Origin of the sequence: Rheinheimera sp., assembly GCF_030824435.1 — a bacterium.
Classification (GTDB): Bacteria; Pseudomonadota; Gammaproteobacteria; order Enterobacterales; family Alteromonadaceae; genus Pararheinheimera.
Window position 1 is genome coordinate 1 of the sequence record NZ_JAVBXS010000024.1, and the last position, 26,172, is coordinate 26,172.

General features: G+C 47.3%; 30 protein-coding genes. 16 read left to right on the forward strand and 14 right to left on the reverse strand.

What is annotated here, in order from left to right; all coding sequences use genetic code 11:
- From RCH83_RS05690 to RCH83_RS05740, 11 genes are all read left to right on the forward strand, one after another.
- Nucleotides 1-824: hypothetical protein (locus RCH83_RS05690; RefSeq protein ID WP_306519917.1), on the forward strand; the 824-nt coding region annotated here is incomplete at its 5' end.
- 350 nt (nt 825-1,174) lie between these two features.
- Nucleotides 1,175-1,711 carry a hypothetical protein gene (locus tag RCH83_RS05695; RefSeq protein WP_306519919.1) on the forward strand — a complete coding sequence of 179 codons (537 nt, stop codon included), beginning with the start codon at nt 1,175-1,177 and terminating at the stop codon, nt 1,709-1,711.
- Nucleotides 1,712-1,889: 178 nt separating this feature from the next.
- Nucleotides 1,890-2,471 carry a hypothetical protein gene (locus RCH83_RS05700; RefSeq protein WP_306519921.1) on the forward strand — a complete coding sequence of 194 codons (582 nt, stop codon included), beginning with the start codon at nt 1,890-1,892 and terminating at the stop codon, nt 2,469-2,471.
- Between the two features lie 106 nt (nt 2,472-2,577).
- On the forward strand, nt 2,578-2,823 hold the full coding sequence (locus RCH83_RS05705; protein WP_306519923.1) for a hypothetical protein: 246 nt from the start codon (nt 2,578-2,580) through the stop codon (nt 2,821-2,823).
- Nucleotides 2,824-2,912: 89 nt separating this feature from the next.
- Nucleotides 2,913-3,344: a RidA family protein gene (locus tag RCH83_RS05710; RefSeq protein ID WP_306519925.1), complete on the forward strand. Its 432-nt coding sequence runs from the start codon at nt 2,913-2,915 to the stop codon at nt 3,342-3,344.
- A 91-nt stretch (nt 3,345-3,435) separates the two neighbouring features.
- Nucleotides 3,436-3,810, forward strand: coding sequence for a hypothetical protein (locus RCH83_RS05715; protein ID WP_306519927.1), 375 nt, complete (start codon nt 3,436-3,438; stop codon nt 3,808-3,810).
- 108 nt (nt 3,811-3,918) lie between these two features.
- Complete coding sequence (locus RCH83_RS05720) at nt 3,919-4,182, forward strand: cupin domain-containing protein (RefSeq protein WP_306519929.1); 264 nt, start codon at nt 3,919-3,921, stop codon at nt 4,180-4,182.
- A gap of 68 nt (nt 4,183-4,250) precedes the next feature.
- Entirely contained in the window at nt 4,251-4,760 is a 510-nt protein-coding gene (locus RCH83_RS05725; RefSeq protein ID WP_306519931.1) for a hypothetical protein, read from the forward strand.
- Nucleotides 4,761-5,045: 285 nt separating this feature from the next.
- Nucleotides 5,046-5,528, forward strand: coding sequence for an MgtC/SapB family protein (locus RCH83_RS05730; protein WP_306519933.1), 483 nt, complete (start codon nt 5,046-5,048; stop codon nt 5,526-5,528).
- Between the two features lie 46 nt (nt 5,529-5,574).
- Complete coding sequence (locus RCH83_RS05735) at nt 5,575-5,811, forward strand: Rho-binding antiterminator (RefSeq protein WP_306519935.1); 237 nt, start codon at nt 5,575-5,577, stop codon at nt 5,809-5,811.
- A 95-nt stretch (nt 5,812-5,906) separates the two neighbouring features.
- On the forward strand, nt 5,907-6,455 hold the full coding sequence (locus tag RCH83_RS05740; RefSeq protein WP_306519937.1) for a hypothetical protein: 549 nt from the start codon (nt 5,907-5,909) through the stop codon (nt 6,453-6,455).
- 178 nt (nt 6,456-6,633) lie between these two features.
- Here the strand turns inward: RCH83_RS05740 and RCH83_RS05745 are convergent, their stop codons facing one another.
- The 5 genes from RCH83_RS05745 to RCH83_RS05765 form a co-directional block, all read right to left on the reverse strand.
- Nucleotides 6,634-7,911, reverse strand: coding sequence for an acetyl-CoA hydrolase/transferase family protein (locus RCH83_RS05745; RefSeq protein ID WP_306519939.1), 1,278 nt, complete (start codon nt 7,909-7,911; stop codon nt 6,634-6,636).
- A 177-nt stretch (nt 7,912-8,088) separates the two neighbouring features.
- Nucleotides 8,089-9,930 (reverse strand): PAS domain S-box protein, encoded by a 1,842-nt coding sequence (locus RCH83_RS05750; RefSeq protein ID WP_373689750.1) that lies wholly within the window; start codon nt 9,928-9,930, stop codon nt 8,089-8,091.
- 85 nt (nt 9,931-10,015) lie between these two features.
- Nucleotides 10,016-10,627, reverse strand: coding sequence for a class I SAM-dependent methyltransferase (locus RCH83_RS05755; RefSeq protein WP_306519943.1), 612 nt, complete (start codon nt 10,625-10,627; stop codon nt 10,016-10,018).
- Nucleotides 10,624-11,604 carry a GyrI-like domain-containing protein gene (locus RCH83_RS05760; protein ID WP_306519945.1) on the reverse strand — a complete coding sequence of 327 codons (981 nt, stop codon included), beginning with the start codon at nt 11,602-11,604 and terminating at the stop codon, nt 10,624-10,626. Before RCH83_RS05760 ends, RCH83_RS05755 begins: the two co-directional genes overlap by 4 nt.
- A 78-nt stretch (nt 11,605-11,682) precedes the next feature.
- Nucleotides 11,683-12,540, reverse strand: a complete 858-nt coding sequence (locus tag RCH83_RS05765) for an SDR family oxidoreductase (RefSeq protein ID WP_306519947.1) — start codon at nt 12,538-12,540, stop codon at nt 11,683-11,685.
- 137 nt (nt 12,541-12,677) lie between these two features.
- Here RCH83_RS05765 and RCH83_RS05770 point away from each other — a divergent pair, with 137 nt between their 5' ends.
- Nucleotides 12,678-14,000, forward strand: a complete 1,323-nt coding sequence (locus tag RCH83_RS05770; protein WP_306519949.1) for an ATP-binding protein — start codon at nt 12,678-12,680, stop codon at nt 13,998-14,000.
- 143 nt (nt 14,001-14,143) lie between these two features.
- Here the strand turns inward: RCH83_RS05770 and RCH83_RS05775 are convergent, their stop codons facing one another.
- The 3 genes from RCH83_RS05775 to arfB all read right to left on the reverse strand — a co-directional run bounded on the left by RCH83_RS05775 (nt 14,144) and on the right by arfB (nt 16,072).
- Nucleotides 14,144-15,208, reverse strand: a complete 1,065-nt coding sequence (locus RCH83_RS05775; RefSeq protein ID WP_306519951.1) for a sulfate/molybdate ABC transporter ATP-binding protein — start codon at nt 15,206-15,208, stop codon at nt 14,144-14,146.
- A gap of 92 nt (nt 15,209-15,300) precedes the next feature.
- Complete coding sequence (locus RCH83_RS05780; protein ID WP_306519953.1) at nt 15,301-15,438, reverse strand: hypothetical protein; 138 nt, start codon at nt 15,436-15,438, stop codon at nt 15,301-15,303.
- 214 nt (nt 15,439-15,652) lie between these two features.
- Nucleotides 15,653-16,072 (reverse strand): alternative ribosome rescue aminoacyl-tRNA hydrolase ArfB, encoded by a 420-nt coding sequence (gene arfB, locus RCH83_RS05785; protein WP_306519955.1) that lies wholly within the window; start codon nt 16,070-16,072, stop codon nt 15,653-15,655.
- 123 nt (nt 16,073-16,195) lie between these two features.
- Here arfB and RCH83_RS05790 point away from each other — a divergent pair, with 123 nt between their 5' ends.
- Nucleotides 16,196-16,537 (forward strand): zinc ribbon domain-containing protein YjdM, encoded by a 342-nt coding sequence (locus RCH83_RS05790; RefSeq protein WP_306519957.1) that lies wholly within the window; start codon nt 16,196-16,198, stop codon nt 16,535-16,537.
- A gap of 145 nt (nt 16,538-16,682) precedes the next feature.
- Here the strand turns inward: RCH83_RS05790 and RCH83_RS05795 are convergent, their stop codons facing one another.
- The 5 genes from RCH83_RS05795 to RCH83_RS05815 all read right to left on the reverse strand — a co-directional run bounded on the left by RCH83_RS05795 (nt 16,683) and on the right by RCH83_RS05815 (nt 20,212).
- Complete coding sequence (locus RCH83_RS05795) at nt 16,683-16,913, reverse strand: hypothetical protein (protein ID WP_306519959.1); 231 nt, start codon at nt 16,911-16,913, stop codon at nt 16,683-16,685.
- Nucleotides 16,914-17,044: 131 nt separating this feature from the next.
- Complete coding sequence (locus RCH83_RS05800; protein WP_306519961.1) at nt 17,045-17,458, reverse strand: biopolymer transporter ExbD; 414 nt, start codon at nt 17,456-17,458, stop codon at nt 17,045-17,047.
- A 1-nt stretch (nt 17,459) separates the two neighbouring features.
- The gene (locus tag RCH83_RS05805; RefSeq protein ID WP_306519963.1) at nt 17,460-18,215 is read right to left on the reverse strand and encodes a MotA/TolQ/ExbB proton channel family protein; all 756 of its coding nucleotides are present in this window, start codon (nt 18,213-18,215) and stop codon (nt 17,460-17,462) included.
- 58 nt (nt 18,216-18,273) lie between these two features.
- A complete protein-coding gene (locus RCH83_RS05810) occupies nt 18,274-18,930 on the reverse strand; it encodes an energy transducer TonB (protein ID WP_306519965.1) in 657 nt (218 codons plus the stop codon).
- A gap of 325 nt (nt 18,931-19,255) precedes the next feature.
- Nucleotides 19,256-20,212, reverse strand: a complete 957-nt coding sequence (locus RCH83_RS05815) for a hypothetical protein (RefSeq protein WP_306519967.1) — start codon at nt 20,210-20,212, stop codon at nt 19,256-19,258.
- 333 nt (nt 20,213-20,545) lie between these two features.
- On the opposite strand from RCH83_RS05815, the gene RCH83_RS05820 reads away from it, so the two are divergent.
- Complete coding sequence (locus RCH83_RS05820; RefSeq protein WP_306519969.1) at nt 20,546-23,416, forward strand: bifunctional diguanylate cyclase/phosphodiesterase; 2,871 nt, start codon at nt 20,546-20,548, stop codon at nt 23,414-23,416.
- A gap of 83 nt (nt 23,417-23,499) precedes the next feature.
- On the opposite strand, the gene RCH83_RS05825 is transcribed toward RCH83_RS05820, so the two are convergent.
- Nucleotides 23,500-25,161, reverse strand: coding sequence for a phosphoethanolamine transferase (locus tag RCH83_RS05825; RefSeq protein ID WP_306519971.1), 1,662 nt, complete (start codon nt 25,159-25,161; stop codon nt 23,500-23,502).
- Nucleotides 25,162-25,310: 149 nt separating this feature from the next.
- Here RCH83_RS05825 and RCH83_RS05830 point away from each other — a divergent pair, with 149 nt between their 5' ends.
- On the forward strand, nt 25,311-25,685 hold the full coding sequence (locus tag RCH83_RS05830; RefSeq protein WP_306519973.1) for a hypothetical protein: 375 nt from the start codon (nt 25,311-25,313) through the stop codon (nt 25,683-25,685).
- A 173-nt stretch (nt 25,686-25,858) separates the two neighbouring features.
- Nucleotides 25,859-26,161: a hypothetical protein gene (locus tag RCH83_RS05835; protein ID WP_306519975.1), complete on the forward strand. Its 303-nt coding sequence runs from the start codon at nt 25,859-25,861 to the stop codon at nt 26,159-26,161.
- Nucleotides 26,162-26,172: the final 11 nt, after the last annotated feature.

The window sequence follows — 26,172 nt, forward strand, 5'->3', positions numbered from 1 at the left end:
AGAATATGAACAATCTGAGAATTATATTTGGCTTACTCATCGGTTTGGCAGCAATGTTTGCGCATGCAGACTTATCTGACAATGCTCTTGTTCCAAAAGAAGAAATGGAGTTTGCTAAAGCCTACCTTAGTGAAATTAGGGATAAAAATTATGAATATGTCTTGAGTCATATTGATCCTGAGTTATCGAATCAAGTATCTGAAGAGAAGCTTGCAGAGATAGCGTCCTATTTTCCATCAGGCAAATTGCTTTCAACAGAATTAATTGGTTCACAAATAAATACAATTAATGAAACATGGCAAGGAAACTTTACCTTCGAATGCCAATTTGAGGCGGGCTGGGCGGTCGCCAACGTAGTTATGAAGCGTATAGCCAGTAAAACTACAGTAATTGGTTTTAATGTATATAGAACTGAAGCATCTCAGAAAGAGCTCAACAAATTTGAGTTAGCGGGGAAATCAGCTCTTCATTATCTTGTCTTATTGTTAGCATGTATTGTCCCTATGTTTATTCTTTTTTCGCTTGTTTACTGCATTAAAACTCCTATACAAAAAAGGAAGTGGTTGTGGGTGCTATTCATCCTAGGAGGCATAGGAACCATAAGCATAAATTGGAGCACTGGTGTATTTGGTTTCAAAATTCTTCAATTTCAACTCTTTGGTGCAGCGGCAATGGCTTCTAATGAGTATGCCCCTTGGGTAATCACAGCAGGCTTTCCTTTAGGGGCAGTAGTTTTTTGGTTCAAACGAAAATCCTTTATCGAGCAGGGCAAGACGAACAAGTCAATCCAGCAGGACACCAGCGAAGCTGGTGCCTCTGCTTGAGGCGTTAGAGGTGACTTCAAGTGAGTCGGAAATGCAAAAAGTGCGGCTGCAAGATTCATCCGATTGAAGTAGAGCTTCGTGGAACTAATTATCCAGGTTACCAGTGCCCAGTGTGTGGTTCTAATATATCAATGGGTAGAACAAAGGCTGTAGTGGTTTTTATTGGCTTAGCATTTATCACATACGCGGTGACATACTTTTATGTACATTATGTCAGGTAAAGTTTTTTCCCTGTGGCTACAGAACATAACAAGCAAATTTTATCGCCAGCAAAAAACGCTGGCTGCGACGTCAACCCGCTGCGCGACTTTCCGCGCTAAATTTGGGCGTTATGTTCTTAGGGTAGTGCAGTGAAAAAAGTATTATTGGTAGTAATATCTATTTTAGTTCTAGCCCCTTTTGGTTTCATGTATTTATATATTTTACTGTCGGTTTTAACTGAATCAGAAAGTCTTAATAATGGTTTTGAGTATATGAATAGCGGCCGATACGATTATTATCATATCAGGAAAAATGAAAAAATTGTCGTTGAGAATGCAGTGGTGGATATAGCCAAGTCTGACATTTATATAGCGGGGATCAGATTGCCAGGATGTTCAAATACACATGAACAAGAAATTGTCCTAAGCAATAAAATATCTTACTTTGTTTTAAACACTGAAACTGGTTTTGTGAGCTATTACTCATCAAGAAACGAATTTGAAAACAACTTAAATAGGCTTGGTATTTTAGAGCGTACAAAGTTGGATTATGAATCTTTATATAGATTAAGGGATAGCTTATACAAGCGTTACAATTCATACTCAAAATTCAAAGAAAAGTTAGAGTACTGCAATAATGTTGAATACCAACACCTCACAAGCAATGTTGCAAGTGTTGGAGCATAACAAACAAATGTTAATCGCCCATGCTTCGCATGAGCTGCGACGGTAAAACGCATGCGCGTTTTACCGCGCTAAATTTGGTAGTTAGGCCTAAAGGAGCTAAGCACCATCAAAACACCGCTTTGCGGCTAGACTCGCAACAAGTTGCTCGCCTGTGATAGTTAAATGCCAAGAGGGAAATGTGCATATATCTAAAAAAACCGCACTCGCGATTTGTGCTTTGATGCTGCCGGGGATTGTTTACGCTAATGCTGGTGTTCCGATGTTATTTTTGGCTATGCCTGCTTTTTTAATATCGATTGTTCCGATCATTGCTATTGAAACATTTTATATATCAAAAGGATTGGGGCTTAGCATTTCTCAATCACTAAAAACGGTAAGTGTTTCCAATATAGTTTCTACCATTGTCGGCATTCCTGTTACCTGGTTTTTGCTTGTTCTCGTTCAAATGCTCACTGGAGGCGGCGGTGCGTACGGACTTGATTCCTACATGGGTAAAGTGTTGGCCGTTACCTGGCAGGCACCATGGCTAATACCATATGAAACAGATCTAAACTGGATGATTCCAGCCGCTGGGCTGGTACTGTTGGTTCCCTTCTTCTTTGCTTCGTGGTGGTCTGAGTACCTGGTATCAAAGGAAATGCTTCAGGCATTGCCGTCAAATATTCTTAAAGTTAAGGTTCGCAACGCAAACTTAATTACTTATTGTATGTTGGCAAGTTGGCCTGTTGGCTTCTGGGTATTAAACAGTGTTATCAAGTAAATATTTAACAAGCGGTTCAATGAAGACGCTCACAATTTTGCGCTTAAGTGGGAAGTTATACGGGAGTCTCTAATTTGAGTTCGATAAAATTATCCAGACATGTTTTTTGACTGTGTTTTATTTTGTGCTTTCAGATTTTATTGCTATGGCAGCATTCTTTCCTGTATTTAATAAAACGCCGTTCGGTATGCTTGGTTTATTATGTATGGCAACTGCAATATTTTTAATGGGCTTGCAAAGAACCCGTCGGTTTTCCATCGCTAAGGTCCATTTTGAACATGGTATGCGGTTGTTATCTCTGGCTGCAGGGATATGTGCAGCTGGTACTATTATCTATGCTGCTTACATATAAAAGCCAATACACCGCGCCTGCTGGCTCTGCTTGCAGAAAATTGTCCGCCTGTGTGGCGGACCCTGTATTATTTAACCATTGGAGTGTAAATGTTAAGTTCCTTTAAAATATTAATGTTTTTATTGATTTTATTTTTTGTTTCCGGATGCGCCAGCACAGCAGCATTCGTAGAAAGGAAAAACTATTTTCCCTGGGAAAATGATGTTGGTTATTCCCAGGTCGTTAAACATGGCAATATTTTATATATCTCTGGCATTCCCAGTGAGAAGGCGACTTTTGATGAGCAAGTCGATGATATTTACACTCAGATCAAAAAAATTCTGGCGGACTATGATGTTGGTACAGAAGCTATTGTAAAAGAAGTTATTTTCACTACAGATATTGAAGCTTTAAAAACAGCTATTCCAGCACGTAAGGTGCACTTTAACGGCAAATATCCAGCTGCAAGTTGGGTTGAAGTGAAAAGGCTTTGGAGTAAATCAAACTTACTCGAAGTTGAAGTTATTGTTGCCTTACCTTAGCTATCACAATTTTAGATATCCGGCATGGTTTTTCGCTGCACTTTCAATAAATCGCAGGTGTAAGTCTGGAGTAAGAAGGTAAATATTGTTTATGGAAGAACTGTTTAATCATTATGCTGCTGCATTTGATGGGTTAAAGCCGGAGCTCATTGCAGCTTTATATCGCTTGCCCTGTGCTATCTCAGATGCAGATGGTGTACAGGTATTTACTGATACAACTTCTTTGCTGAGTAAATTTACAAAAAATTGTGATTCATTGCGAAACCTTGGTTACCAAAAAGCGTTATTTAATATTCTTAGTGTTGAGCCGCTTGGTCAAAAAGAATTGTTAGTTCATGTTGGTTGGCGGGTACATACAATAAATTCGGCAATTGACTTTCGTGCTTTGTATATTTGCCACCATATTGCACAAGATTGGTTTATCTACAGTGCCAATGTTTATCCTGGTACATTTGGCCATATTTAATCATAAAATATGGCTGTTGCCGCCAGTTGTCATTGTGGTTTTCCCTGGTTCAAACCCTTAACCTTAGGAGTATTTATCATAAGCCTGGTAAATCTAAAATCAGCGGTTGTGCAGTCTGAAGCCTGGAAATCCACTGTGCTTGCTCAGGTTGGCGGCGCTAACCTGAAAGTTATGCGGATGGACGAAACGCCTTACCCAGAAGAATGCCACCATTATCCGGAGGGTCTGTTGGTGATTGATGGCCAGCTTAACCTCACAGTGGGAGCAGATGTTATTACTGTGCGTGCCGGTGAGATATTTATAGTTCCTGTGGGGGTGTTACATGCCGTGGCGCCGGGCAGTTGTGGCACTCTGGTTATTTTTGACGTGTAAAACCAAACAAAATTTGTGAAAGCCAGCGCCGCTTCGCGATCTGGTTTTATTCAGCTTTAGAGTACTCAATGAACAGATTCAAGATTTCAACAACCATTATTGCGATGGTTTTTTCGCTCAGCAGTTATGCAGGCTCAGGTAGTTTTGTCGATCTCACTCAGTATCAATGGCAACCTGAGCAATCATATTTTGGCCGGACGCCATTTGAGTTTTGCAAAATTACCATCAGCAAAAACACCATTGCCTTTTCCGACGCTGCACAAACACTTTTAACTTATCGTCTCGCTCATTCGGCGCCAGACTTTATTGTGCTTGAGGTAGATGCCCATAAAACTGACAAAACACAATGTATTCATCCGCGGGCAAGTGGAAAGGCCTATTGGCGGTTTGACACAAAAAGCTATTGGTTATGTGAGGCCTGGAAGCCAGATGCCAAAAATTGCCCACAAGCCTTTGGTGGCTGGGACAGCCGGAAGTTTGAGATTAGCATCTTCGGCAATATCAATAACGCAATCAACTATGCAACTGAACCACTTGATGTTCATGGATATTATCAATACAAAGAAGAGAAGGAATAGCACTCACAAGGTGCTGTTGTCGGGCAAAGGTTCTGTCTGGCTGCATTATCGATGACCAGCATAACGTTATATTTGGGGCTTTTTGCCTTATTGTATCGTTGAACATTCTGCAGTAGCAGAGACTGAGTGCTATTACCTTTTAAACAGTCGTTGTGAACGTTGGAGACAACCAATTACAAAAACCAGAGTTGCACTCCGGCGGCTCTTTTGTTGCTGTTTATCGCAGGCGGCTGTTAAATGATCTGCTGACATGGCGGAAAGTATCAAACAAGAAGGGCTATGGTTATGTGGCAAGAGGTATGGAATACAGTGGTGTTGGAGTTTTCTGACATACCCGATGCAGCGCAAGTCACAAGGATCACATTGCGCTTGTTGGTGGCTGCCATCCTTGGCGGTTTATTGGGATATCAGCGTGAGCGGCAGGGGAAAAGTGCCGGCGTGCGAACGCATATGCTGGTTGCCATCGGTGCGGCGCTTTTTGTGTTGATTCCGCAGCAGGCCGGTGCATCAAGCGCAGATTTAAGCAGGGTGTTGCAGGGGTTAATTGCAGGTGTGGGCTTTTTAGGTGCCGGAGCCATTATTATGGGCACTAAAGACGTCGAAACCCGCGGCCTGACAACAGCCGCAGGTATTTGGGTAACGGCGGCAATAGGGATGGCGGCAGGCATGGGTCGCGAATCAACGGCTGTGCTGAGTACGGTGATCGCCCTTATTGTCCTTTCTGTGGTGCCCTGGGTTTACCGGGCTAAAAAAGTCAACAAAGAGTGAAGCACAACCAACATGGCCGCTACTCCTGCGAACAAGGAGCAATAAAATGATTTCCTGCGAGCTGCACGACCATATTGAAATTGTTTGTCTGTATCGTTACAGCGTTAAATTAACGCTGAAATCGGGTGAGGAAGTTGCAGGCATAGCGCTGGATACCAGGCGTAATGCGCAGCGGGAAGAATGCCTGGTGCTGAGCCACATCGACCATCTGATAGTGCTGGACTCCATTGCCAAAATGGAAGTATTGGTGGAAAACCCACATTTTAAACAAGTTATTTTTTGATAAAAGCCAACAAACGAGGTTGTTGGTGCTGTGCGCGCAACAAGTGGTCCGTTTTTCCGGCGGGCTTAAAATCACAAAAATACATGGAGGCTATTTTGAAAAAGGTATTACTGTTGCTGATGCTGTTGTGCTCTCAGTTCACTTTTGCTCAGCAAACAACAAAACCATCCACCTTTCATCGTTTGTTGGTATTTAATGACAAAAATGAATTGCTGGTGGTTAAAGTCAAAAATTCAGAGCGCTGGGTGACGCCGGGTTGGTATCAGGACAACAATCTGACCATCAAAGATGGACTGGATCAACTTGCGCTCAGTTATGGCTTAACAATTACCACGCCAACTTTAAGAGGGGTATTTACCCTCAAAACTGAGCAAAATAACGAACTCTCAACACGGTTGGTTTACAGCACCAACATTAAAAGCGGTGAGATAAAAACACCTGAAATGATTGAAGAAATCAGATGGTTGAGCACAGAACAAGCGGTGAAACTTATCACTTTTCCGCACATTAATGCACAAATAGAACAACTGACGAGGTTCCCCGGCACCTTATGGGGTGGCTCGCAGCTGATGTATCAGGAAGCCGGTGTTTATAAAGCTAAATTTATTGAAAATTTTTATCCATTAACCCCAGCGCCGATATGAAATAAAGCCTGCACACCGAGACATTTGCTTTGTAGTTTCAGCATTAAAATAACCCGACGCCTGCCCTGGCGCGGCTTTATGCTGGTTTTTGCTGCCATCAGCAGCTTTAGTAGCGCCATACCCGCCGCCCGAATTGATAACAAAAGCAGGCGGCTGTTAAACGAAAATTTGTTGGCTGTTACACCAATAAGCCCCAATCGTTATAAGCATCTCTGGCCAGCTGTTCGCGAAATTGCGGGGCAGCGATGTTTATCAGCGCTTTAGCACGTTCAGTTAAACTTCTGGCACGCAGGTTGGCCACGCCATATTCGGTGACCACATAATGCACATGAGCACGGGTGGTCACTACGCCGGCGCCTGGTGCCAATAATGAGCTGATGCGCGACACTGTGCCGCCTGCCGCTGTTGCCGGTAGGGCTATCACAGCACGGCCGCTTTCAGATAAAGCTGCGCCACGGACAAAATCCATCTGGCCGCCAACGCCGGAATAAATTTTGGTGCCTAAAGAATCAGCACAGACCTGGCCGGATAAATCCACCTGCAAAGCGCTGTTAATCGCCATCACCTGCGGGTTTTGCCTAATCACGCTGGTGTCGTTGGTGTAAGCCACATCCAAAAACACCACTTCAGGGTTGTCGTCGACAAAGTCGTACAAAGCCTGACTGCCCATGGCAAAAGTGGTGACTATTTTGCCCGGGTGTTTACGTTTATTGCGGTTGCTAAATACCCCTTTAGCCAGTAGCGGCAACACACCATCAGAAAACATTTCGGTATGAATCCCCAGGTTTTGCCGGTCACCCAGGCAAGCTAAGGTTGCATCAGGTATAGCGCCTATGCCCATTTGCAGGCAGTCGCCGTCGCGCACTAAGCTCGCCACATTACGGCCAATCTGGGCTGTGATGGGGTCTTGTGGCGCTGGTAAATGCAAAGGAATGTCGCTTTCCAGCTCGACATAAGCGTCAAAGTCACTCAGGTGCACAAAAGAGTCGCCATGGGTGCGCGGCATTTTTGGGTTAATTTGCGCGATAATTTTTTTCGCCGATTGCATAGCGGCTCGGGTGGCTTCCACCGAAATACCTAAACTGCATAAACCATGTTTGTCCGGTGGTGACACCTGAATAATGGCGGTGTCGACTAGCTGCTCACCACTTCGGAACATTTTTGGAATTTCCGATAAAAAAGCCGGCACATAATCGGCCAAACCACATTGCACTGCAGGGCGGGTCGGGCTACCCACAAAAAACACTCTCTGGCGTAAATGGCCTTGTAACTCTGCGGCGCACAAGGCCTGGCTATGTTCAGTGTGCAGGCTGAGTAAAGTTAAATCGCGTTTTTCCAGCGCAACGATGGCCAAGGCGTTGAGCATGGAATAAGGGGTGGCCGCCATCGAATGGCACCATAAGGTTTCACCGTTTTGAATCAGGGCTAAAGCTTGTTCCGCAGTTTGAAATTTCATCTATTGCTCTCAGTCACATCTGTTGTTCTCAGCCTAAGGGGTTTTGGCGTTTGCCAGGCTGATGCGGATCAATGAAACCGCAAAAACAGTGGCTGGCACTGCTTTTGTGGTGAGTCAGGTTGCAGGACAGTGCAGGCGCTGCAGTAAAGCGGCAACAACACTAAAAACGGTATGTTGTTAATGTTGCTGCTGATTGAGTTTGCCAAGGGTGTCGGCCAGGCTACGTAATAAGGTTTGGTTCTGACTGACAACTGAGTTAATTTCACCGGCCGAAGCACCCGCTTTGGACGCCAGATTACGCACCTCGTCGGCCACCACCGAAAAACCACGGCCAGCGTCACCGGCCCGAGCTGCTTCTATGGCGGCATTCAGCGCCAGCAAATTAGTCTGGTCGGCAATTGCATTAATGCTGGACACCATATTGTTAATACTCTGGCCTGAACTCATTAGCGCCGACATCATGGTTTCGCTGTGTTGCACCACTTGCTGGCGGCTGGTGATATCGGCGCCATATAAAAAGATTTTTTGAATTTTGCCGTAAGGATCTTTAATCACACTAAAAGTGGCGGCTACCACTATAGTTTTATCCCCCAGCTCAAGCAGCAGCTCTTTGCTGACACTATTGCCTTTGTTCAGCTGTTGTTGCTGCTCAGCTGTTAAATACTGTTGCCATGGGCTTAGCAGACTGCGGAATTTTTCGTTGGGTATTTTCAGCACCTGTTCCGGGAACTGATTGATATCACAAAGTTCGCCATTTACATGCCATTCCAGCAGCAGGTTGGTTTGGCTAATGGTGTCAAAACGGGTTTTAAATTCCAGAGCGGCTGATTTAACTTTGGTGATATCAGCCAGAATGGCGATATAACTCTGGTGTTGCCCTTTTTCATCCCGCACCGGGTTGCTGGTCACCGAAATCCATAACGAGCTGCCGTCGCGGCGGTGAATTTCAATTTCATCATAAAAAGCATTAGGCGCAGCCAGTTCAGCTTCAATTCTGCTTTTGGTGTCAGGGTCGGTTTTTGGCCCCACCAGCACTTCACAGGCGCTATGCCCTAACATTTCTTCCAGCTGATAACCTGTCATGCGACTAAAACCTTTGTTTATATACTGAATTTTTCGCTCGCTGCTGGAAATAATCACTGCATTGTCGGTTTCGTTTGCCACCATAGATAACAGCTTAAACTCTTGTTTTTGCAACACATCTTTGGTGATGTCGTTGGCAAATTTGACAATTTTCAGCACAGTGCCGTCCGGCGCTTTAATAGGGTTGTAAGTGGCGTGGATCCACACCGGCAACCCTTGTTTGGTGATCCTTTTATATTCAGCAGTCTGATAATGACCCTGACGTAATTGCACCCAGAACTGCTGATAAGCCGGGCTTTTAGCTTCGTTGCCTTCAACAAAAATACTGTGATGTTTACCCTGAACTTCATTGAGCTGATAACCCATCAGGCCTAAAAAGTTACTATTGGCGGTTAAAATATGGCCTGCCAAATCAAACTCAATCACCGCCTGAGCGCGGTGAATAGCAGCCAGCTGTGATTCTATATTGGCGCGGCTGAGCACCTGAGCTGTGACATCAGTGGCAAATTTGATAATTCTCTCCACTTTACCTTTGTGCATAATGGGGGTGTAAGAAGCCTGGATCCACACTGACTGGCCAGTTTTGGTGATACGTTTAAATTCCGCCGTTTGTGGTTTGCCGCGGCGTAAATCGTCCCAAAATGCCTGATATCCGGCTGAGCGGGCTTCGTTGTCGTCGACAAAAATACGGTGATGTTTGCCGACCACCTCGCCAAGCTGATAACCCAGTAGCTGCAAAAAGTTTTGGTTGGCGTGTTCTATGCTGCCGTCCAGCGCAAACTGGATCACCGCCTGCGTCTGATGAATAGCTTTAATAACATCGTCTGCTTTGGCTTTGGCCTGGAAACTGAACATGGACTGCTCCTTTGTCTCTTTATTAGGTCTGGAGCAAAGCGTAGTCAGCAGTTGGATGCTTTTCAATGAAGGGCACAGCATAAAAACATCAGTGATGAGAATAGTTTAAGTGGCGCTGTTGGCAGCCAGAAGGCTCTGGCTGCGGGCGGCACCGGTCACAATCTGCTTAGCGTTTTTGCAATACCAGATAAATAAAGGCCTGTTCGGTACCAAAGGGAGTGGGGTGCAATTCTTCATATTGTTGTTTTGTCGCAAAAGCTGCGCCAAATTCGGCCGCCAGACTTTGCGGGTTATAACGCACCACCGGCAGGCCACTGCATTTTTCCGGCCCTTGTTCGGCAAAACAGGAGATCAGTAAATAAGCACCTTGTTTCAGACTGTGCCGGACGCGCTCAACATAAGCCGCGCGGTCAGCTTTTTCCGTTAAAAAATGAAACACTGCCCTGTCATGCCACAAATCATAAGCCTGCGCCGGCAGCTCAACGCTGGTGATATCGGCCACCAACCAGTTGACCGTTGTTGCCTGAGCACCAAGGCGTTGTTTACTGACCTCAAGTGCCGCTGCTGAAATATCCAGCACTGTCAGCCGCTGGTAACCCAGTGCCAGCAAATCATCGATTAGTCTGGACGCGCCACTGCCCACATCAATCAGGCTGGCATTTGGCGTGGTCAGCTGCTTGATCAGTTGTAAAGACAAACTTGCTTCCCGCTGATACCAGCTCACCTGATCCGGTTGTTTTTGCTGATAAACCTGTTCCCAATGTTGTTTGTTTTTCACTGTTGTTGCCCTTGTACTGCGGTGATGTCAGCCACCTTGTCATCTGCTTTGAACAAAGGCAAAAAAATATCACTTTCTGCCAAATGTGCCGCCACTTCAGGGAAAAAGCTTTTGCGTTGAATAAAAATAGGGAAATCAGCCAGTTGTTCACCGGATCCTGGTAACCAGTCGCCATACAAATATTGCACCAGCGCACCCAGCTGCTGATCGTCACCACAAAAATTCAAACGGGCACAACGTAGCTGCGGGATTTGATGTTGCACAAAACCCCCGGGCAAATCGGGTGGTGTGGCGAACGATGCTGGTAAAGCGACCGCCAAACCAAAACGAAAATCCGCAGCTGGTGTGTGATGAGGGTCGTTATACAAAAAATTAAAGGTGGCATAACGGTTTGGCGGCAGCTGCTGGCTTTTGCGAAATTCAATAAAACGCCGGATGCTGTCACCAAGGCGCGCTGGCGGGCCCTGATGTAGTAGTTCAATCACCGGGGTGGCCGGAAAATTTATAATCTCTACTTTGGGCTCCATGATTTGCATCCTGTGTTTGAGCTGATTGACCTGTAGCAGCTGTTGCTGCTGCGCCTGCCATTGTTGCCAGTCGGGGTTTTGCCGGAATTCGCCGGGACTTTGTTGCATCAGCGCATTAAAAGCGCGGCTAAAAGATTCACTGTTCTGATAACCACTTAAAGCACTGATGTCAGTAAGTTTTGTGTCCCGAAACGCCAACTGGCTGCTTGAACGCAACAAACGGCGTAAACGGATATAACTTTGCACCGTTAAACCACAATGTTGTTGAAACTGGCGCTGAAAATGAAATTTTGACCAGCAGGCCACTTCGCTCAAAGCTTCAACCGACAAAGGGTTGGATTGTTTTGCTGCCGCCGAATTGTCACCAATAGACGCCGCCTCAGCAGGCGCTTCTGCCAGCTGCTGGTCTATATAATGCAGTACTTTGCCAAGCTGAATAAAAAAACGCATTGTTGTAATTCTATCTGAATGGAATAACCCAGCCTAAAGCAGCCGCCGCCTGTTTGTCCTGACCAAAAATGCTGTTTTTTATTCAGACTTTATTTTCAGGCTGCCATTTTTGGGCAATACAAACTTCCGGCGCAAAATAGCATCCAGTAAAAATTCAGGTAACAAAGCCGCCAATAGCGGCAGCACCACACTGCCGTAACCGGCGCGAATCCGTCTTGGTGGCGGGTTTTGTTGCAGTTTTTTCACCACCTTGTGGGCAAATTGATGGGCAGGGGTAGGTTTTTGCTGCGAAGCGGCCGCCCTTAACCGAATACCTTCACGCAGTGGCCACCAGGGGGATTGTTCCGACAATAACTGCTCGGCATGCGAAATAGCGGTATTGCCAAAAGACGAAGCAATAGCGCCGGGTTGCACCAGCACAGTGTGAATGCCAAAAGGCGCCAGTTCCAACCGAAGTGCGGTGTTGAGCGCATGTAAAGCCGCTTTTGAAGCGCAATAGACACCGGCAAAAGGCGTGACAAAATCGGCTGACACACTGCCAATATTCGCCACAGTGCCGCCGCTTTTTGCCAGCAAAGGCAAACAACGGCGGGTCAGGCTCACAATACTGAAGACGTTGGTTTGAAATTGTTGTTGCAGCTCTGCCTCGCTGCAATCCAGCACTGGCCCCATAGCGCCAAAACCGGCGTTGTTGATCAATAAATCCAGCTGCTGTTGTTCCTGTTCTATCTGGCTGATGGCAAGGTGCACGGCGTTTTGGTCATTCACATCCAGCAGCAGCGGCGATAAACCCAAAGCTTGTTGTTCTGCCAGCTGGTTTTGACGGCGCACTGTGACATACACCTTAAAGTTGCTGGCCTGCAGCTCCAGCGCCAAAGCCCGGCCAATACCTGAGCCGGCACCTGTCACCAAAGCAACTTTAGTTGTTGTGTTCATCTGGGATCCAAAACGCTGAAAAGGCAAATCATGACCGGCATCACCTTGTTTGACCAGCTATTTTTTGGCTGAGTTCAGGTTGCATCCTGGCCAGTTCAGCTACACTTTTGCATCATCTTGTGGCGTTGGAGCTTGCCATGGAAACACTATTGCAGAGCCTGATTGAAGGGGTATCGAACACCAGAGGTCATGATTTTTTTCAGCGTATAGTGCAGTTGTTAAATTCAGTGATTGGTGCCGATTACACTTTTATCGCCAGGTTAGATGCGCATAGTCACAGCGCCAATACCATCGCTTTAGTTGCTAAAGGCAAGTTGGTGGATAACATCAGTTATTCACTGGAGCACACCCCTTGTGCCAATGTAAGCGACGACAGTTTTTGTTGTTACCCCAGTAATGTTTGTGCGGCTTATCCACAAGACGAGCTGTTGGTGCAAATGGGGGTGGAAGGTTATCTGGGCACCCCACTACATGATTTAACGGGCCGGGTGATTGGCATTATTGTCGCTTTGTATCAAAAGCCTATCCACAATCCACAGCTGGTGAAAAACCTGTTTGAGCTGTTTTCCGGCCGTATTGAAGCAGAGCTGGAGCGGGTGGAATATGAAGACAGGTTACAGGCGTTAAATGTGCAGCTGGAGCAAAAAGTTGCGGCCCGTACCGAGCAGTTACAACAAACGTTGGCTGATTTACAGCAGATGCAACATCAGCTGGTGGAGTCGGAAAAAATGGCGGCGTTAGGTCATCTGGTGGCTGGCATTGCCCATGAAGTCAATACACCGCTGGGCGTGGCTATTACCACCCAGAGTGTGATTGCCGATGAGTTTGCCCATTTTGCCGCTTTGCTGGCCAGTGACCGCCTGACCAAAACCGATTTACGTAGCTTTTGTCAGGTACTGGCGCAGGCTTTGCCGCTGCTGCAGGTGAACCTTGGGCGGGCTGATGAGCTTATTCAGAACTTTAAACGCACAGCGGCCGATCAGCACAGTGCAGAACAAGGACAGATGAAAGTGGCGCAATATTATCAACAGATTTTGTCCACTTTATCGCCGCTGTTAAAAAAAGCCGGAGTCCGGTTGGAGCTGGATATTCCGTTAGATTGGCAACTGCAAACTTACCCCGGCAGTCATGTGCATATTCTGACTAATCTGGTGGTGAACAGTGTGCAACATGGTTTTGTTGCCACAGGCGCTGGCCATCAGATTTGGCTGACCGGAGAAAAGCTGGCGGAAGATTTATATTGTATTCATTATCGCGATAACGGTGCAGGTTTATCTACTTTAAGCAAACAACATATTTTTGAGCCTTTTTTTACCACAGCGCGCAATCATGGTGGTGTTGGCCTTGGCATGTCGATTTTATATAACCTGGTCACCCAACAATTGGGTGGGCAAGTGCGGTTGCCGGAAGGGGAAGGTTTTAGGTTAAGTTATAGTTTCCGCGATAAACCAGGGGTTTAGCCGCGTTTTTACAACAGCAGCGTTGTGTAAAAACGCTGCCTGGTGTTGAAATTGTGTGTTGAAGTACTGTATCGAAACCCTGCGGTTAAAACCCAGTGTTAAAACCGCAACTGCAGACCAGAATTGCCGGTCGGTGCTGTTACCTAAATGCCTTCACCCAAAAATACTCTGCTGTATCTTGGTTTTAAAAAGGCCTGTTGGCCAACGGCCAGTCCGAGTTTTTTAAACTGCTCTTTGTTCAGTTCCACATGCACTATACGGTCCGAGTTGTCGGTTTGCAGTTCAAGCCGCACTGTTGGGCCAACTACGGTTACCAGCTCGAGTTTTGCCGCTATGCTGTCTTCTTCCTGCTGATGTGACACATCAATTTCATGTGGGCGCACATAAGCAAAACCAGGCAAAGTCACTTCTTCGGCGCTGGCCTGGCTGTCGGCGGTTTTTGGATTAACAAGCGTGTCACCCTGGCGCACTCTGGCGTGGAATAAATTGACTGTGCCTAAAAATTCATAGACAAAAGGGTTGGCCGGGTTGTCGTACACTTCTTCCGGCGTGCCTTGTTGTTCAATACGGCCTTTGTTCATCACCACAATACGGTCGGCTACTTCCAGCGCTTCTTCCTGATCATGAGTGACAAACACACTGGTGACATGAATTTCGTCATGTAAACGGCGTAACCAACGGCGTAACTCAGCCCGTACTTTAGCGTCCAGCGCGCCAAAAGGTTCATCCAGCAGCAACACTTTTGGTTCCACCGCCAAAGCGCGCGCCAACGCAATACGCTGACGCTGGCCACCGGACAGTTGTGAAGGGTAACGCTCTGCCGTCCAGTCCAGCTGCACCAGCTCTAATAATCTGTGCACCCGTTTTTTAATTTCGGCTGTATTGGGCCTTTGTTTACGGGGTTTGACGGTCAGGCCAAAAGCCACGTTGTCAAACACCGTCATATTTTTAAATAAAGCGTAATGCTGAAACACAAAACCAACACCGCGTTCGCTGACGTGCTGATGGCTGATATCTTCACCATGAAACAAAATGCGGCCGGCGTCGGCTTGTTCCAGACCAGCGATCAGACGTAATAAGGTGGTTTTGCCAGAGCCGGAAGGGCCAAGCAGCGCTGTCAGTTCACCACTGTGTATAGATAAATCCACCTTATCCACAGCAACAAAATCACCAAAATTTTTCTGAACCTGTTCTATCTGAATACTCATTGTGACCTCGTGCCGGTGCCATGCTGGGCTGCCGTCATGCTGTAAATTGGGTTGTCTGCACGCTTATGTTGTTGAATGCCGGACGGAAAAATTTAGCTGTTGGCAGCAGAGGCTTGTTCACAGCAGTTGCTTGTTGGCGGTGTTGCGCTCTGGCCAAATTCGGCTTGCGCCATGCGCTGTTCAAATTGATCCAGCAAAAAAAGTAATAATGCTGCGGCTTGCTGTTTCATGTTTATCTCCGTTTAGACATCTATATGCCTGAGATGCATTTAAACAGAGGCTGTTAATAACTTAAAATACTTTTTAGTAGCAAGGTTATAACTAAAAGTGAATTAAGACGGGGGAAGGGCAATCAGGTTTTTATACCAAAGGTTGGCAAAAGGAGTGCAACAATCAAACAAAACTACAGTGCTACATCAGCGGGAATGTGAAGCAAACAAGGTTTTAGTCAAATTTGTTTTTTTGCTGACGCAAAGATTTAGTGGCACTACGTTGTTTTTTGCCTTCCAGCCGACGTTGTTGGCTGCCGTAAGTGGGTTTAGTAGCGTGGCGTTTTTTGGCTTTAAAACCTGCCGACTTCACCAGCTCAATAAACTGAGTAAGCGCAGCTTCGCGGTTCATTTCCTGACTGCGGCTTTGTTGGCTTTTAATAATAATTTTGCCGGAAGCGGTAATGCGGTGGTCGGCTTTTGCCAGCAGCGCTGTTTTGTAATCTTCCGGCAAAGACGACTGGCGGATATCAAAAATTAACTGAATGGCGGTGGAGGTTTTATTCACATGCTGACCACCAGGCCCGCTGGCTCTGATGGCTTGCCAGTCCAGCTCTGATTCATCCAGTGTGATGGTGGGGGTGATGTTAATCATCAGCGGCCTCGGGATAAAAACGGCGTTAGTGTACCTTAGTCCGCTGAAGAAACCGCGGGTAATTTTGCCAAAAAACTGTATAATGCCGCACTTTTTCTAAGGGTATAAGCCACAGGAGCAACCATGAGCCAATTACCACCCTGTCCACAATGTAATTCTGTTTATGCTTATGAAGACGGTAATCAGCTGGTATGCCCTGAATGTGGTCACGAATGGCAACCTGGTGCTGCCAGTGATACCGCTGACAGCGCTAAAGTGGTGCGTGACGCTGCGGGCAATGTGCTGCAGGATGGCGACACTGTGACTGTGATCAAAGACTTAAAAGTCAAAGGTTCGTCTTTGGTGGTTAAAATTGGCACTAAAGTAAAAGCCATCCGTTTAGTGGAAGGTGACCATGATATCGATTGTAAAATTGATGGTTTTGGCGCTATGAAACTGAAGTCTGAGTTTGTGAAAAAAGTTTAAGTTGGGTTTTGCTAAGGTTTAGTCAGGGTTTGACCAGAATTTGATCAAGGTTTGACTGAAAAAACTAAAGGCGCTATATCAGCGCCTTTGTTATTTTTACCTGTTCCGCTTTGACCGGCAGAACTTTGTGCTTACTTTTTTGCTGCTAAAACCGGCGTCTGGTGGTAAAAGTTGCTGCGTCAATAATGGCCCATAAATGCACTAAAGCGGCAATAATCACCGGTACTATCAGCACCCATAAAAAATAACCCACACCACAAACCACAAAAAACAAAATAGCGGCCATTAAACGGCCTTGTACCAACTGGCCTAAACCCGGAATAAAAAAGCTGCATAAAGCTGCTATTACATTACCGCCTGAACCTTGTTCTGCCATTGCTGTTCTCCTTTAATGCCTCAGCATAAAAACTGAGATTATCGCAATTTATTGATTAACACAGCATAAATCTGTAACAGCCTGTGTAGCAGCAGATATAAGGCTGAAACAAGGTCACGCAGACTGATGGCTTATTGGGTGGGCTCAGTGACAAAACCCAGTTTTAGTAAACCGGCATTTTGTACCGCGGCCATGGTTTTTACCACATGCTCGTAAGCAACAGTACGATCGCCACGTAAGTGAATTTCCGGCTGAGGTTTAGCCCCGGCAGCTGCTTGCAGTTTGCCGGCAAGTTCAGCTTCCGACACTTTTTGTTCATTCCAGAACACTTCACCTTTGGCATTCACTGCCAGCTGAATAGTGCTTGGTTTGGTTTCACTGGGGCTGTTGCTGGCACGGGGTAAATCTACCTGCACTGAGTGGGTCAGCACCGGCACTGTAATAATAAAAATAATCAGCAGCACCAACATCACGTCGACCAGCGGCGTCATGTTAATTTCGCTGATGACTTCATCCTGATTGTCAAAATCACCACCAAAAGCCATGTTAAGCCCCTGTATTTAAAGTGCGGATCTCAGCGGTTTTGGGCTGATTTTTTCCCTGCGCCGACTTTGGCGCTGCGCCTGTCAGGAAATAAGCATGCAGCTGAAAGGCAAAACGGTTTAATTTGCTGATAATGCCTTTGTTACCCCGACTCAGCGCGTTGTAAGCCAGTACGGCCGGAATAGCCACTGCCAAACCAAAAGCTGTCATGATCAAAGCTTCACCCACAGGGCCCGCCACTTTGTCGATGCTGGCCTGACCGCTGGCGCCAATACCAACCAGCGCATGATAAATACCCCAGACAGTGCCAAATAAACCAACAAAAGGGGAGGTAGAGCCGACTGACGCCAGAATGGCCAGGCCTTTTTGCATTTGTTCAGCACTTTCTTCAATAGCGCCTTTTAAGGTGGAGGTTAACCAGTCTGACAGCGGCAATTTGCCGTGTAAGTCGTCCTGATGGCTGCTGTGATGATCCAGCGCAGCCTGACCTTCGTCGGCCAAAAACCGGAACGGATTACCACGACTGCCCGGCTGGCGGCTGGCTGCCGATAAAATTTGCAGGCCCTGGCCAAAACTTTGGGCATGCCAGAAATCGCGGCTGGCGTGCGCCACTTTTTGTAACTGCCATAAATGCCAGGCGCGGATTAAAATGACACACCAGGACGCCACTGACATGATCAACAAAATCAGCGCTACCGCTTTAATGACACCGTCACCCTGAGCCCAGATACTGGCGACGCCGTAGGGGTTTTGTTCCATTGTTATGCTCCTTATTTCAAACCGCACTGAGAGCGGTTTGTTTGCTGTTAAAAACTGCTCAGCCTGGCTGATTCAGCGCGAATGTCATGGGCATTTCGTACCAAAAATCTATCGATTGGCCTTGTTGTTTGGCCGGTACAAAACGCCAGTGTTTTACCGCTTGCAGCGCTGCCTGATCTAACCTGCTAAAACCACTGCTTTTCAGCACGCTGATATTGCCAACAGTGCCGTCAGCTTTCACCAGCAATTTCAGCAGCACTGTGCCTTGCTCTTTTTTCTTGCGGGACAACTGCGGATATCTAGGCGCGCGGTTTTGCAAACCCTGCGCCTGCGCTGAAGGGGGTTGCACTGCCGGTGCTGCTTGAGGCGCTGTTTTGGCTGGCGCTGTTTTTACCGGTTTTGCCACTTCTGGCTCTGGCGCCGGTGCCTGTATCGCCCGCTCCGATGGCGGCGCTTTGGGCAAAGGCTTGGCTTTTGGTGGCTGGCGTTTTTTCGGTTTGGCTGGTTCAGGCTTGGGCAGCGGTTTTGGTTGTTGTTTTGGCTGTTGTTTAACGACCTGCTCAGGTGCTGGTGGCAATAACAGCCCAACCATAGTAGGTGGTGCCACCGGTTTGGGTGTGGTGGTATCAGCCTGAGTTAACATCACACCAAGACCCAGGCAGTGGCCAGCAACAACCAGGACGGCGATCAGCCAATGTGATTTAAACAGTTTCAAAATGTGAGATCCGGCACCAGGCAAAGCACAAATGCAAAGCTATATGAGAATTATTCGCATTATTTCATTTTTTGCTGAGTCTGACCAGATGTGAAGGGAAAAAAGCCACAGAAAAAGCGTTGTTGTTGATGCAGCGCAACAATGCCGGATGACGGGAGATACTTTAAATACCTGAGTTGCTGGCAATCAACCCAATCAGCCCGAGCGGAAGCTGTTGTGATACAACAATGCGGCATTATTGCCAAAAATCGTTGAATTTATTGAACAAAACCGGGCAGGCTTTTGGTTGTGACAGGTGACAGGTGACAGGTGACAGGTGACCCGCTCAGGCCACCTGTTTTTCTGCCAGATGTAATTCCATAGTGGCTTTTAATAAACGGAACAAACGGATAGAAGCGTCAATTTCTTCTTTTCTGTTGGTCAGACTTTCCACGTTTAGCCCCAGCGGAATATCCAGCGCTGCGCAGTGTAATAAAATTTGTTGCAGGTTATCGCGGCAAATTTTAATAGATTCATTCAACGGGTTTGCCGCGTCCAGAATGCGGTATTTACTGGCTTGTGGCACTGAAATCCCCAGCCACTGCATAAAATCCAGCGTTTGTTCACCACCACAAGGAGTGAAAGTGAGGATAATACGTTGTGGTGTCAGCTGTTGCTGGCGGCAGCTGCGGGCATAACTTGTGATGAGGTCGATAGTGGCCTGAGCGTTGTATACCGCCTGGGAAATAAAAAACTGGCAACCTTGTCCGGTTTTTTCAATTAAACGTTCATGTTCATTGCCTTTTTGCGCATGACGCTCGGCAATGGCAACACCGCCAAGGAAAAACTCAGCTTCATGATTAGCCAGTTGCTGATAAGCGTTACTCAGGCTCAATTTAATAGTGCCGTTAGAAGAAGGGCTGCCCACCAGCACCAGGTTTTCTAACTGATACTGCTCGCGGCTTTCGCTGAGCCACTGGTTAAATTCAGCGGCATCACGCTGCGCCACACTTTTATAGGTAATGACATCGCGTCTGGCTTGTTCACGCAGAATGCAGCTGTAGTCGCGTGGGTCTAAAGTGCTGTGAAAAGCAAAAGGCCGCTCTGCTGCCACTCTGCTGCTTTCATCCTGAATGTCGTATACCACCAGGCCGTCGTATTCCACTTCGTTCAGCCGCGCCAGTAGTTTTTTGGCGATACGCCGGGTTTTGTCTTCGGCAGTACCAGCTTTAGGTGGTGTGGTGCCAATCAGATAAACACCCTGATTCGGATCAGCAATTTTCTGTTGCAGCGTTAACGGCATAATACAAACCTCAAAGAATAATACGGCTAAGTATACAGATGTTTGGATGGCTGGCCATCCGTGTTTAAATGAATTTTTTCGATGAAGCAGATGAATAACATTCAAGTTGTGGTGATTTTGCGTCGATCTATGCGCAGGAGCTGCAGCAACAGATGCAGGGAAATGCCTGGTTTCAAAGGCAAAATCAGGCTTATGTTGCCGTGGTTATTTGTTGCCGAAAGGGCACAAAAATAAAGAAGATCTGTAAAGTGAATTGACATCTTTGCTGTGCTGACATAAATGTGTCACACAACTGGCATACCTTGTCGGTTCACGGATCTCAGGTGGTTGGTTATGTCAGGGCGTATTTATTCAGTGCCTTTACTGTTGTTGCTACTGCTGAGCGCTTTAAGTGTGGCGCTTGCTTCGTACACCCGTCTGATAGAGCAAAACGCTAATCATGGCAAAGCCAGCGTTATTGCCCAACAAATCAGTAATAATCTTGAAGTTTTTTCGGCAGACCGGCTCAGAGCTGTCGACGATTTAAGGCAGAACTGGCCGGTTTATCATGCCAATCCGGTGGACTGGTTTAATGTGCGGGCCACCACTTTAAGCAAGGTGTTGCCCGGTTTACATGACATTTTGTTATTGGATGCACAACAGCAAATCCGCTGGAGTATTAACGCCAGTGAACGTTCAGCTTTGGTTGGCACTTCATTACAATCGCTTGAGCTGACAGAGCTTAGTAGTGCTGCCGGTGGTTTTAACACCGGTTTTTACCTGCGACAGGGCCAGCCTTTTACTTTGGTCAACAAAGCGATAGACCCACAACAGCCCGCCAAAGGTTTTATCGCCGCCAGTTTTGATATTCAGCAAATTCTGACGGTGCTGGTGGGTGAGCTTGCCAGCGACGATTTAAGTTTTTATCTGCAGGATGGCTCACATCAGTTGTTCCGTCATGGCCAAATTAATCCCAATGCGCCGGCGGTGAAACAACAACTCAGTTTTGCCGGCCGGGACTGGCTTTTTGTGATCCAGTCACAACAACATGGTCTGAACAGCGCAGCGCTGGTGTTGTTTGCCGGTTTGTTATCGGCTTTTTTGGTCAGTGCCATGTTGTTTCGTAAGTTATACCGTGAACAGCAACTGCAGTTGCAACAACAAATGTTTTTGGCGGCAGCCGATGCTTCGCCTGATGCTATCGCTTTATATGTGCCGGATCCGGCCCAAAATGATGATTTTGTGCTGCAGCATGCCAACTTGCGGGTGGCTGAATTATTCCGCCCGGGTTTCGACCAGTTGCAGGCGCTGAGTCTAAAACAACTGTGCCATAGCCTTTGCGCCAGCTCGTTCTGGCCGCTGTGTCTGCGGGTATATCAGCAGAATAAATCTTTTGACGGCATAGTGGCGGTAGACTCACCGGCGCTGACCCCGGCCTGGTTGCAGTTGCAGCTGGTAAAAGCTGGTGCTGGTCTGGTCATTTCATTACGTGATGTATCCAGCAGTAAAATGCACGAACAACAACTGCAAGCCAATGAAGAAAAATATCGCCGGCTGGTGGAAGGTATAGATGGTCATTTTATTTACCGGTTAAATCAGGCCGGTGAAGTGGATTTTATCAGTCACAGTGTGCAGCAGATTTTAGGTTATAGTCCGGCCGAATTTACCGCCAATCACCGCAGTTATATCAAGCATGAACCTGAACAAATGGCGCAGATCCGGGCGCAGTATAAACAGGGCATAGCACCACAACCTTATCAGATTGAATACAAAGCCAAAGACGGCAGCGACCGCCAGATTGAGTTTAGGGAAAGGCCGGTGTTGGACGAGCAGGGCAAGGTTCTGGCCATTGAAGGTATTGGCCGCGATGTCACCAGCGAACTGTTGCTGCAGCATAAAATCCGTTATCAGGCCGATCACGACCAGTTGACCGGTTTGCTCAACCGTTATGCTTTTGACAGCAGGCTGCAGCAGCTACTGGCCTCACAGCAGCAAGCTATTTTGTGTTACATCGATATGGACCAGTTTAAGCTGGTGAATGACTCTTGTGGTCATCTGGCCGGCGACGAATTATTACGCCATGTTGCCAACATTCTGGCGACTGATTTAGCAGAGCAGGATGTACTGGCGCGTATTGGCGGTGACGAATTTTGCCTGATTTATATTGGTTGCAGCCTGTTGCAAGCCACCAACAAATTGCAGCAGTTATTTGGCCGTATCAGCGCTTTTCGTTTTCGCTGGGAACAGAAAATTTTTACTGTGGCGGCCAGTATCGGCGTGCTGGAATTGTCTGGCCAGCACCTGAACACAGTAGATGTATTAAAAGCGGCCGACAGTGCCTGTTATTTTGCCAAGTCGGCCGGGCGCAACAGATACCATATAGTCAACGCCGGTGCCGCTGAGCTGAACCACAGACAGAATGAACTGGATTTAGTCAGCCTTATTCAGCAGGCGATAGATCAGCATCAGTTTGAGTTGTATTACCAGCTGATAGTGCCGTTGCAGGCGCAGGGCGGTGGTGTCCATTATGAAATGTTGCTGCGGCTGAAAGATAATCAGGGCAAGGCGGTGAGCCCGGCGGTGTTTATTCCGCTGGCCGAAAGGTTTGGTTTAATGCAACACATTGACCGCTGGGTATTTAATCAGGTGCTGGACAGTCTGGAAGCCCACCCGGCCCATCTGGATGAACTGGAAAAAGTGGCCATTAACCTGTCGGGTTTGTCATTGGGGGATGAGCAGTTGCTCAGCCATATACTGCAGCGTTTTGCCGGCAGCAGAGTGCCACCTGCCAAAATTTGTTTTGAAATTACCGAAACTGCGGCTGTTACCAATATGGCCAGTGCCGGTCGTTTTATTCAGGCGTTAAAACAAATAGGTTGCCGTTTTGCGCTGGATGATTTTGGCGCCGGTATGTCGTCATTTAGTTATCTGAAAAATATGGCGGTCGATTTTGTCAAAATAGACGGTTCTTTTGTCCGTAATATGGCACTTGATGCGACAGATTACGCCATGGTGAAAGCCATAGCCGAAATTGCCGTCAGTCTTGGTAAAACCACCATAGCGGAATTTGTTACAGACCAGCAGGTGAGTCAGCTGCTGACCGAACTTGGGGTGGCTTATGGTCAGGGTTATGCACTGCACCAACCGCAGCCCTGGCTGGCGTTATTAACTGCCGCACCGGCACCACCCCCACTGAATACAACAGCCGGAATGGCGCTTTGTTAACAGCGTAACTTGATGATCGCCGGCAAGTTTAACTAGTAAGCCGCAATCTAAAGCTTCGCCAAGTGGCATGTATTTCCGGCCACTTAGCTGCAAGGCCTGAATAAATCCAGCTTCGGCTGGTATAACGCCGTTTGCACTGCAAAGTGGCCCAGCAGGCTGTGGAATAAGTTGTCATGGCTGGCGCTTTGCTGGCTGCGTTGCAACAGGCAGTTGTGCTGAAGTTGTAACGCCTGTTGGCTCTGAGCAGATAACCACCAGATCATCGGCACCTGAGTCTGGGCTTTGGGTGCCAGCCAATAAGGCAAACCATGCAGATAAACGCCGTTTTCGCCTAAAGATTCACCATGATCAGACAGGTACAACATGGTGCTTTGGTAATGCTGCTGTTGTTCTAACTGCTTGATAAGCGCAGCTAACAACAGATCGGTAGCCACTATGCTGTTGTCATAAGCATTAATAACCTGTTGCTGCGGGCAGAGTTGCAATTGTTTGTCCCGGCATTCCGGCAAAAATTGTTTTTCGTGGTTGCTGCTGCGACGGTAATACTCAGGGCCATGGCTGCCAAGCTGATGCAATACAATCAGGCGGTCTTGCTGCTGCGGACCGGCCGACAACTGTTGTGCCAGCGCCTGCAGCAAAATATTGTCCGGACAGGGGCTGGCGGCACATAAAGGGTGTTGCTGAAATAAAAACTGATGCTCCACTCTGTCACATACACCTTTGCAACCAGAGTTATTGTCCAGCCAACTGACCTGTACCCCGGCAAATTGCAGGATATCCAGGACATTACTGCTGTTTTTGGCCACGGCTTCTTCATAATGTTCACGACCCATGCCGGAAAACATACAAGGTACAGAATGTGCTGTTGCGGTGCCACAGGCACTGACATCCCGGAAACTGTAAACTGCGGCCTGGCTGAGCTTTGGATTGGTTGGGCGTTGATAACCGTTCAGCTGAAAATGATCTGCCCTGGCCGTTTCACCTAATACCAGCACCAGCAGCCGGGCTTTAGCGGTTTTTGCAGTCTTTTGCTTTGCATCCAGCCCAAGTCTGCTGAATTTATCCGGGAACCTTGTTTTCAGCAGTTGTCCGGACACAGCTGCAGCGGCGCTGATCGGGCTTATGGGTAATGCCAGATGCTTCACTTCACGAAAATTGCGAAAAAATGGCGCCAGCTCGGCATAAGCAGTACCAACCAATAGCAGTTGGGACAACAACACCAGCGTGACAGCCAGCGCCCAGTGTTTCAGATAGGTTTTGAGTGGCAGTGCACGCAGCCTGATCAGGCCGCAAAGCAACAGCGGAAATACCATCAGGGTAATGACAGTCCAGCCAAGGTTTAAGCTTAATAAAGCAGTGGCTTCAGCAGTGTCGGTTTCCAGTGCATTCTGCAGCATGCTTTTGTCAATCAGCACCCCAAAACTATCCATAAAATAAAGACTTAATGCACCACAAAAAAATAGCAGCAGCAATACGGGTTTTTGCAGTTGGCCTATGCCAAAGACCAGCAACAATAACAGGTTCAGGCTAAACAGCAGCCAGGCTAAACTGAGCTGCAGTATGGTTTGTCCCGGGATTCTGTCCGCCACAGCGTGGAAAAACGGGCCGTTCAGCAGTATTGTCATACCAAAAGCGGCCAGCACGGCAAATAACAACGGATGCCAGTGCCGCCAACCTTGATGAGTTTTGTTTATGGTGATGGATTGAGCCGGTGCCGATAAAAAAAGTGGTAAAAACCTGAACATGGCGATATTCCGGATTGTTATCAATCCGTGCAGTCTGTAGCCTTGGCCTTAACAGAGTCTTAAATTGATCACTTTGGGACTGGACAAAATCTTGTGCCGAACTTTGGCTGCACATCAAAGCATCGATTTAACTGCTGGGAGACAAATGAATGAAACTACAACAATTTGGCTGGTATAGCGCGGCTATGGCCAGCACAGTGGTAACTTTATTACTGCTGATTTGGTTAAGTCTGGGCGTTGGCATTATTGGCGGCGATGGTGATATGGCCAATCTGCTTTACGCCCTGGTGTTGGTGGCGATCACAGTAGTGGCGGTACGCGGGCGTTTTCAGTCAAAGGCCATGATGTGGGCTTTAGTGGCTGCCGCCCTGGTGCAGGCGCTGATTGCATTATTGGCGGTTTATACCGGCCTGGGTTTGCCTTTTAGCGGCCCGGTTGAACTGATTTTACTCAATGGATTTTTTGTATTGTTGTATCTGGGCGCAGCTTTGATGTTTCGCCGGGCTTTCAAACAGTCGGCATAAATCTTTTTTCCAGCAACAGCACCCTGCACAGCCACCGCCCGCGCTTTGACCTGTGGTGTTTTCATAAAAAAATCTTCTGAGCCAACTTTTTCAGCCCCGACCAAGACCAATAGAACCTTTGTCTGCTGCCCTTTTGCTGGAGTGCCTGTGATCAGGCTGAATTTTTAACCCGGGTGCAGAGCCATGTGCTGGTGCTGCAAGGTGGCAAAGATGTACAGGTTCCGGCAACCGCCAATCTGCAGCGGATCCGCGAAGCGCTGGGGAATGTGGCTCAGCAAAACAATGTTTCACTGCAGGACGACAACCATAAAGTGAAAGTGCTGTTGTTGCCAGAACTGAATCATCTGTTAAAACAGGCCAAAACAGGGGGTATTCACGAATATTTGTTGCTTGAACAAACCATAGCACCGCTGGCGCTGGACCATATCTCAAGCTGGATGCAGCAGCTGACAAAAACCAGCCCAAAACGGCACTGAAGCCACAACAC

What these genes read in the sequence shown, in the direction of transcription:
- RCH83_RS05780 (WP_306519953.1), bottom strand. Translation starts at nt 15,438, where the DNA reads ATGAAACAGCAAGCCGCAGCATTATTACTTTTTTTGCTGGATCAATTT.
- RCH83_RS05770 (WP_306519949.1), top strand. Translation starts at nt 12,678, where the DNA reads ATGGAAACACTATTGCAGAGCCTGATTGAAGGGGTATCGAACACCAGA.
- RCH83_RS05725 (WP_306519931.1), top strand. Translation starts at nt 4,251, where the DNA reads ATGAACAGATTCAAGATTTCAACAACCATTATTGCGATGGTTTTTTCG.
- RCH83_RS05745 (WP_306519939.1), bottom strand. Translation starts at nt 7,911, where the DNA reads ATGAAATTTCAAACTGCGGAACAAGCTTTAGCCCTGATTCAAAACGGT.
- RCH83_RS05820 (WP_306519969.1), top strand. Translation starts at nt 20,546, where the DNA reads ATGTCAGGGCGTATTTATTCAGTGCCTTTACTGTTGTTGCTACTGCTG.
- RCH83_RS05735 (WP_306519935.1), top strand. Translation starts at nt 5,575, where the DNA reads ATGATTTCCTGCGAGCTGCACGACCATATTGAAATTGTTTGTCTGTAT.
- RCH83_RS05830 (WP_306519973.1), top strand. Translation starts at nt 25,311, where the DNA reads ATGAAACTACAACAATTTGGCTGGTATAGCGCGGCTATGGCCAGCACA.
- RCH83_RS05750 (WP_373689750.1), bottom strand. Translation starts at nt 9,930, where the DNA reads ATGCTGTGCCCTTCATTGAAAAGCATCCAACTGCTGACTACGCTTTGC.
- RCH83_RS05800 (WP_306519961.1), bottom strand. Translation starts at nt 17,458, where the DNA reads ATGGCTTTTGGTGGTGATTTTGACAATCAGGATGAAGTCATCAGCGAA.
- RCH83_RS05790 (WP_306519957.1), top strand. Translation starts at nt 16,196, where the DNA reads ATGAGCCAATTACCACCCTGTCCACAATGTAATTCTGTTTATGCTTAT.
- RCH83_RS05815 (WP_306519967.1), bottom strand. Translation starts at nt 20,212, where the DNA reads ATGCCGTTAACGCTGCAACAGAAAATTGCTGATCCGAATCAGGGTGTT.
- RCH83_RS05760 (WP_306519945.1), bottom strand. Translation starts at nt 11,604, where the DNA reads ATGCGTTTTTTTATTCAGCTTGGCAAAGTACTGCATTATATAGACCAG.
- RCH83_RS05710 (WP_306519925.1), top strand. Translation starts at nt 2,913, where the DNA reads ATGTTAAGTTCCTTTAAAATATTAATGTTTTTATTGATTTTATTTTTT.
- arfB (WP_306519955.1), bottom strand. Translation starts at nt 16,072, where the DNA reads ATGATTAACATCACCCCCACCATCACACTGGATGAATCAGAGCTGGAC.
- RCH83_RS05730 (WP_306519933.1), top strand. Translation starts at nt 5,046, where the DNA reads ATGTGGCAAGAGGTATGGAATACAGTGGTGTTGGAGTTTTCTGACATA.
- RCH83_RS05775 (WP_306519951.1), bottom strand. Translation starts at nt 15,208, where the DNA reads ATGAGTATTCAGATAGAACAGGTTCAGAAAAATTTTGGTGATTTTGTT.
- RCH83_RS05795 (WP_306519959.1), bottom strand. Translation starts at nt 16,913, where the DNA reads ATGGCAGAACAAGGTTCAGGCGGTAATGTAATAGCAGCTTTATGCAGC.
- RCH83_RS05715 (WP_306519927.1), top strand. Translation starts at nt 3,436, where the DNA reads ATGGAAGAACTGTTTAATCATTATGCTGCTGCATTTGATGGGTTAAAG.
- RCH83_RS05805 (WP_306519963.1), bottom strand. Translation starts at nt 18,215, where the DNA reads ATGGAACAAAACCCCTACGGCGTCGCCAGTATCTGGGCTCAGGGTGAC.
- RCH83_RS05765 (WP_306519947.1), bottom strand. Translation starts at nt 12,540, where the DNA reads ATGAACACAACAACTAAAGTTGCTTTGGTGACAGGTGCCGGCTCAGGT.
- RCH83_RS05825 (WP_306519971.1), bottom strand. Translation starts at nt 25,161, where the DNA reads ATGTTCAGGTTTTTACCACTTTTTTTATCGGCACCGGCTCAATCCATC.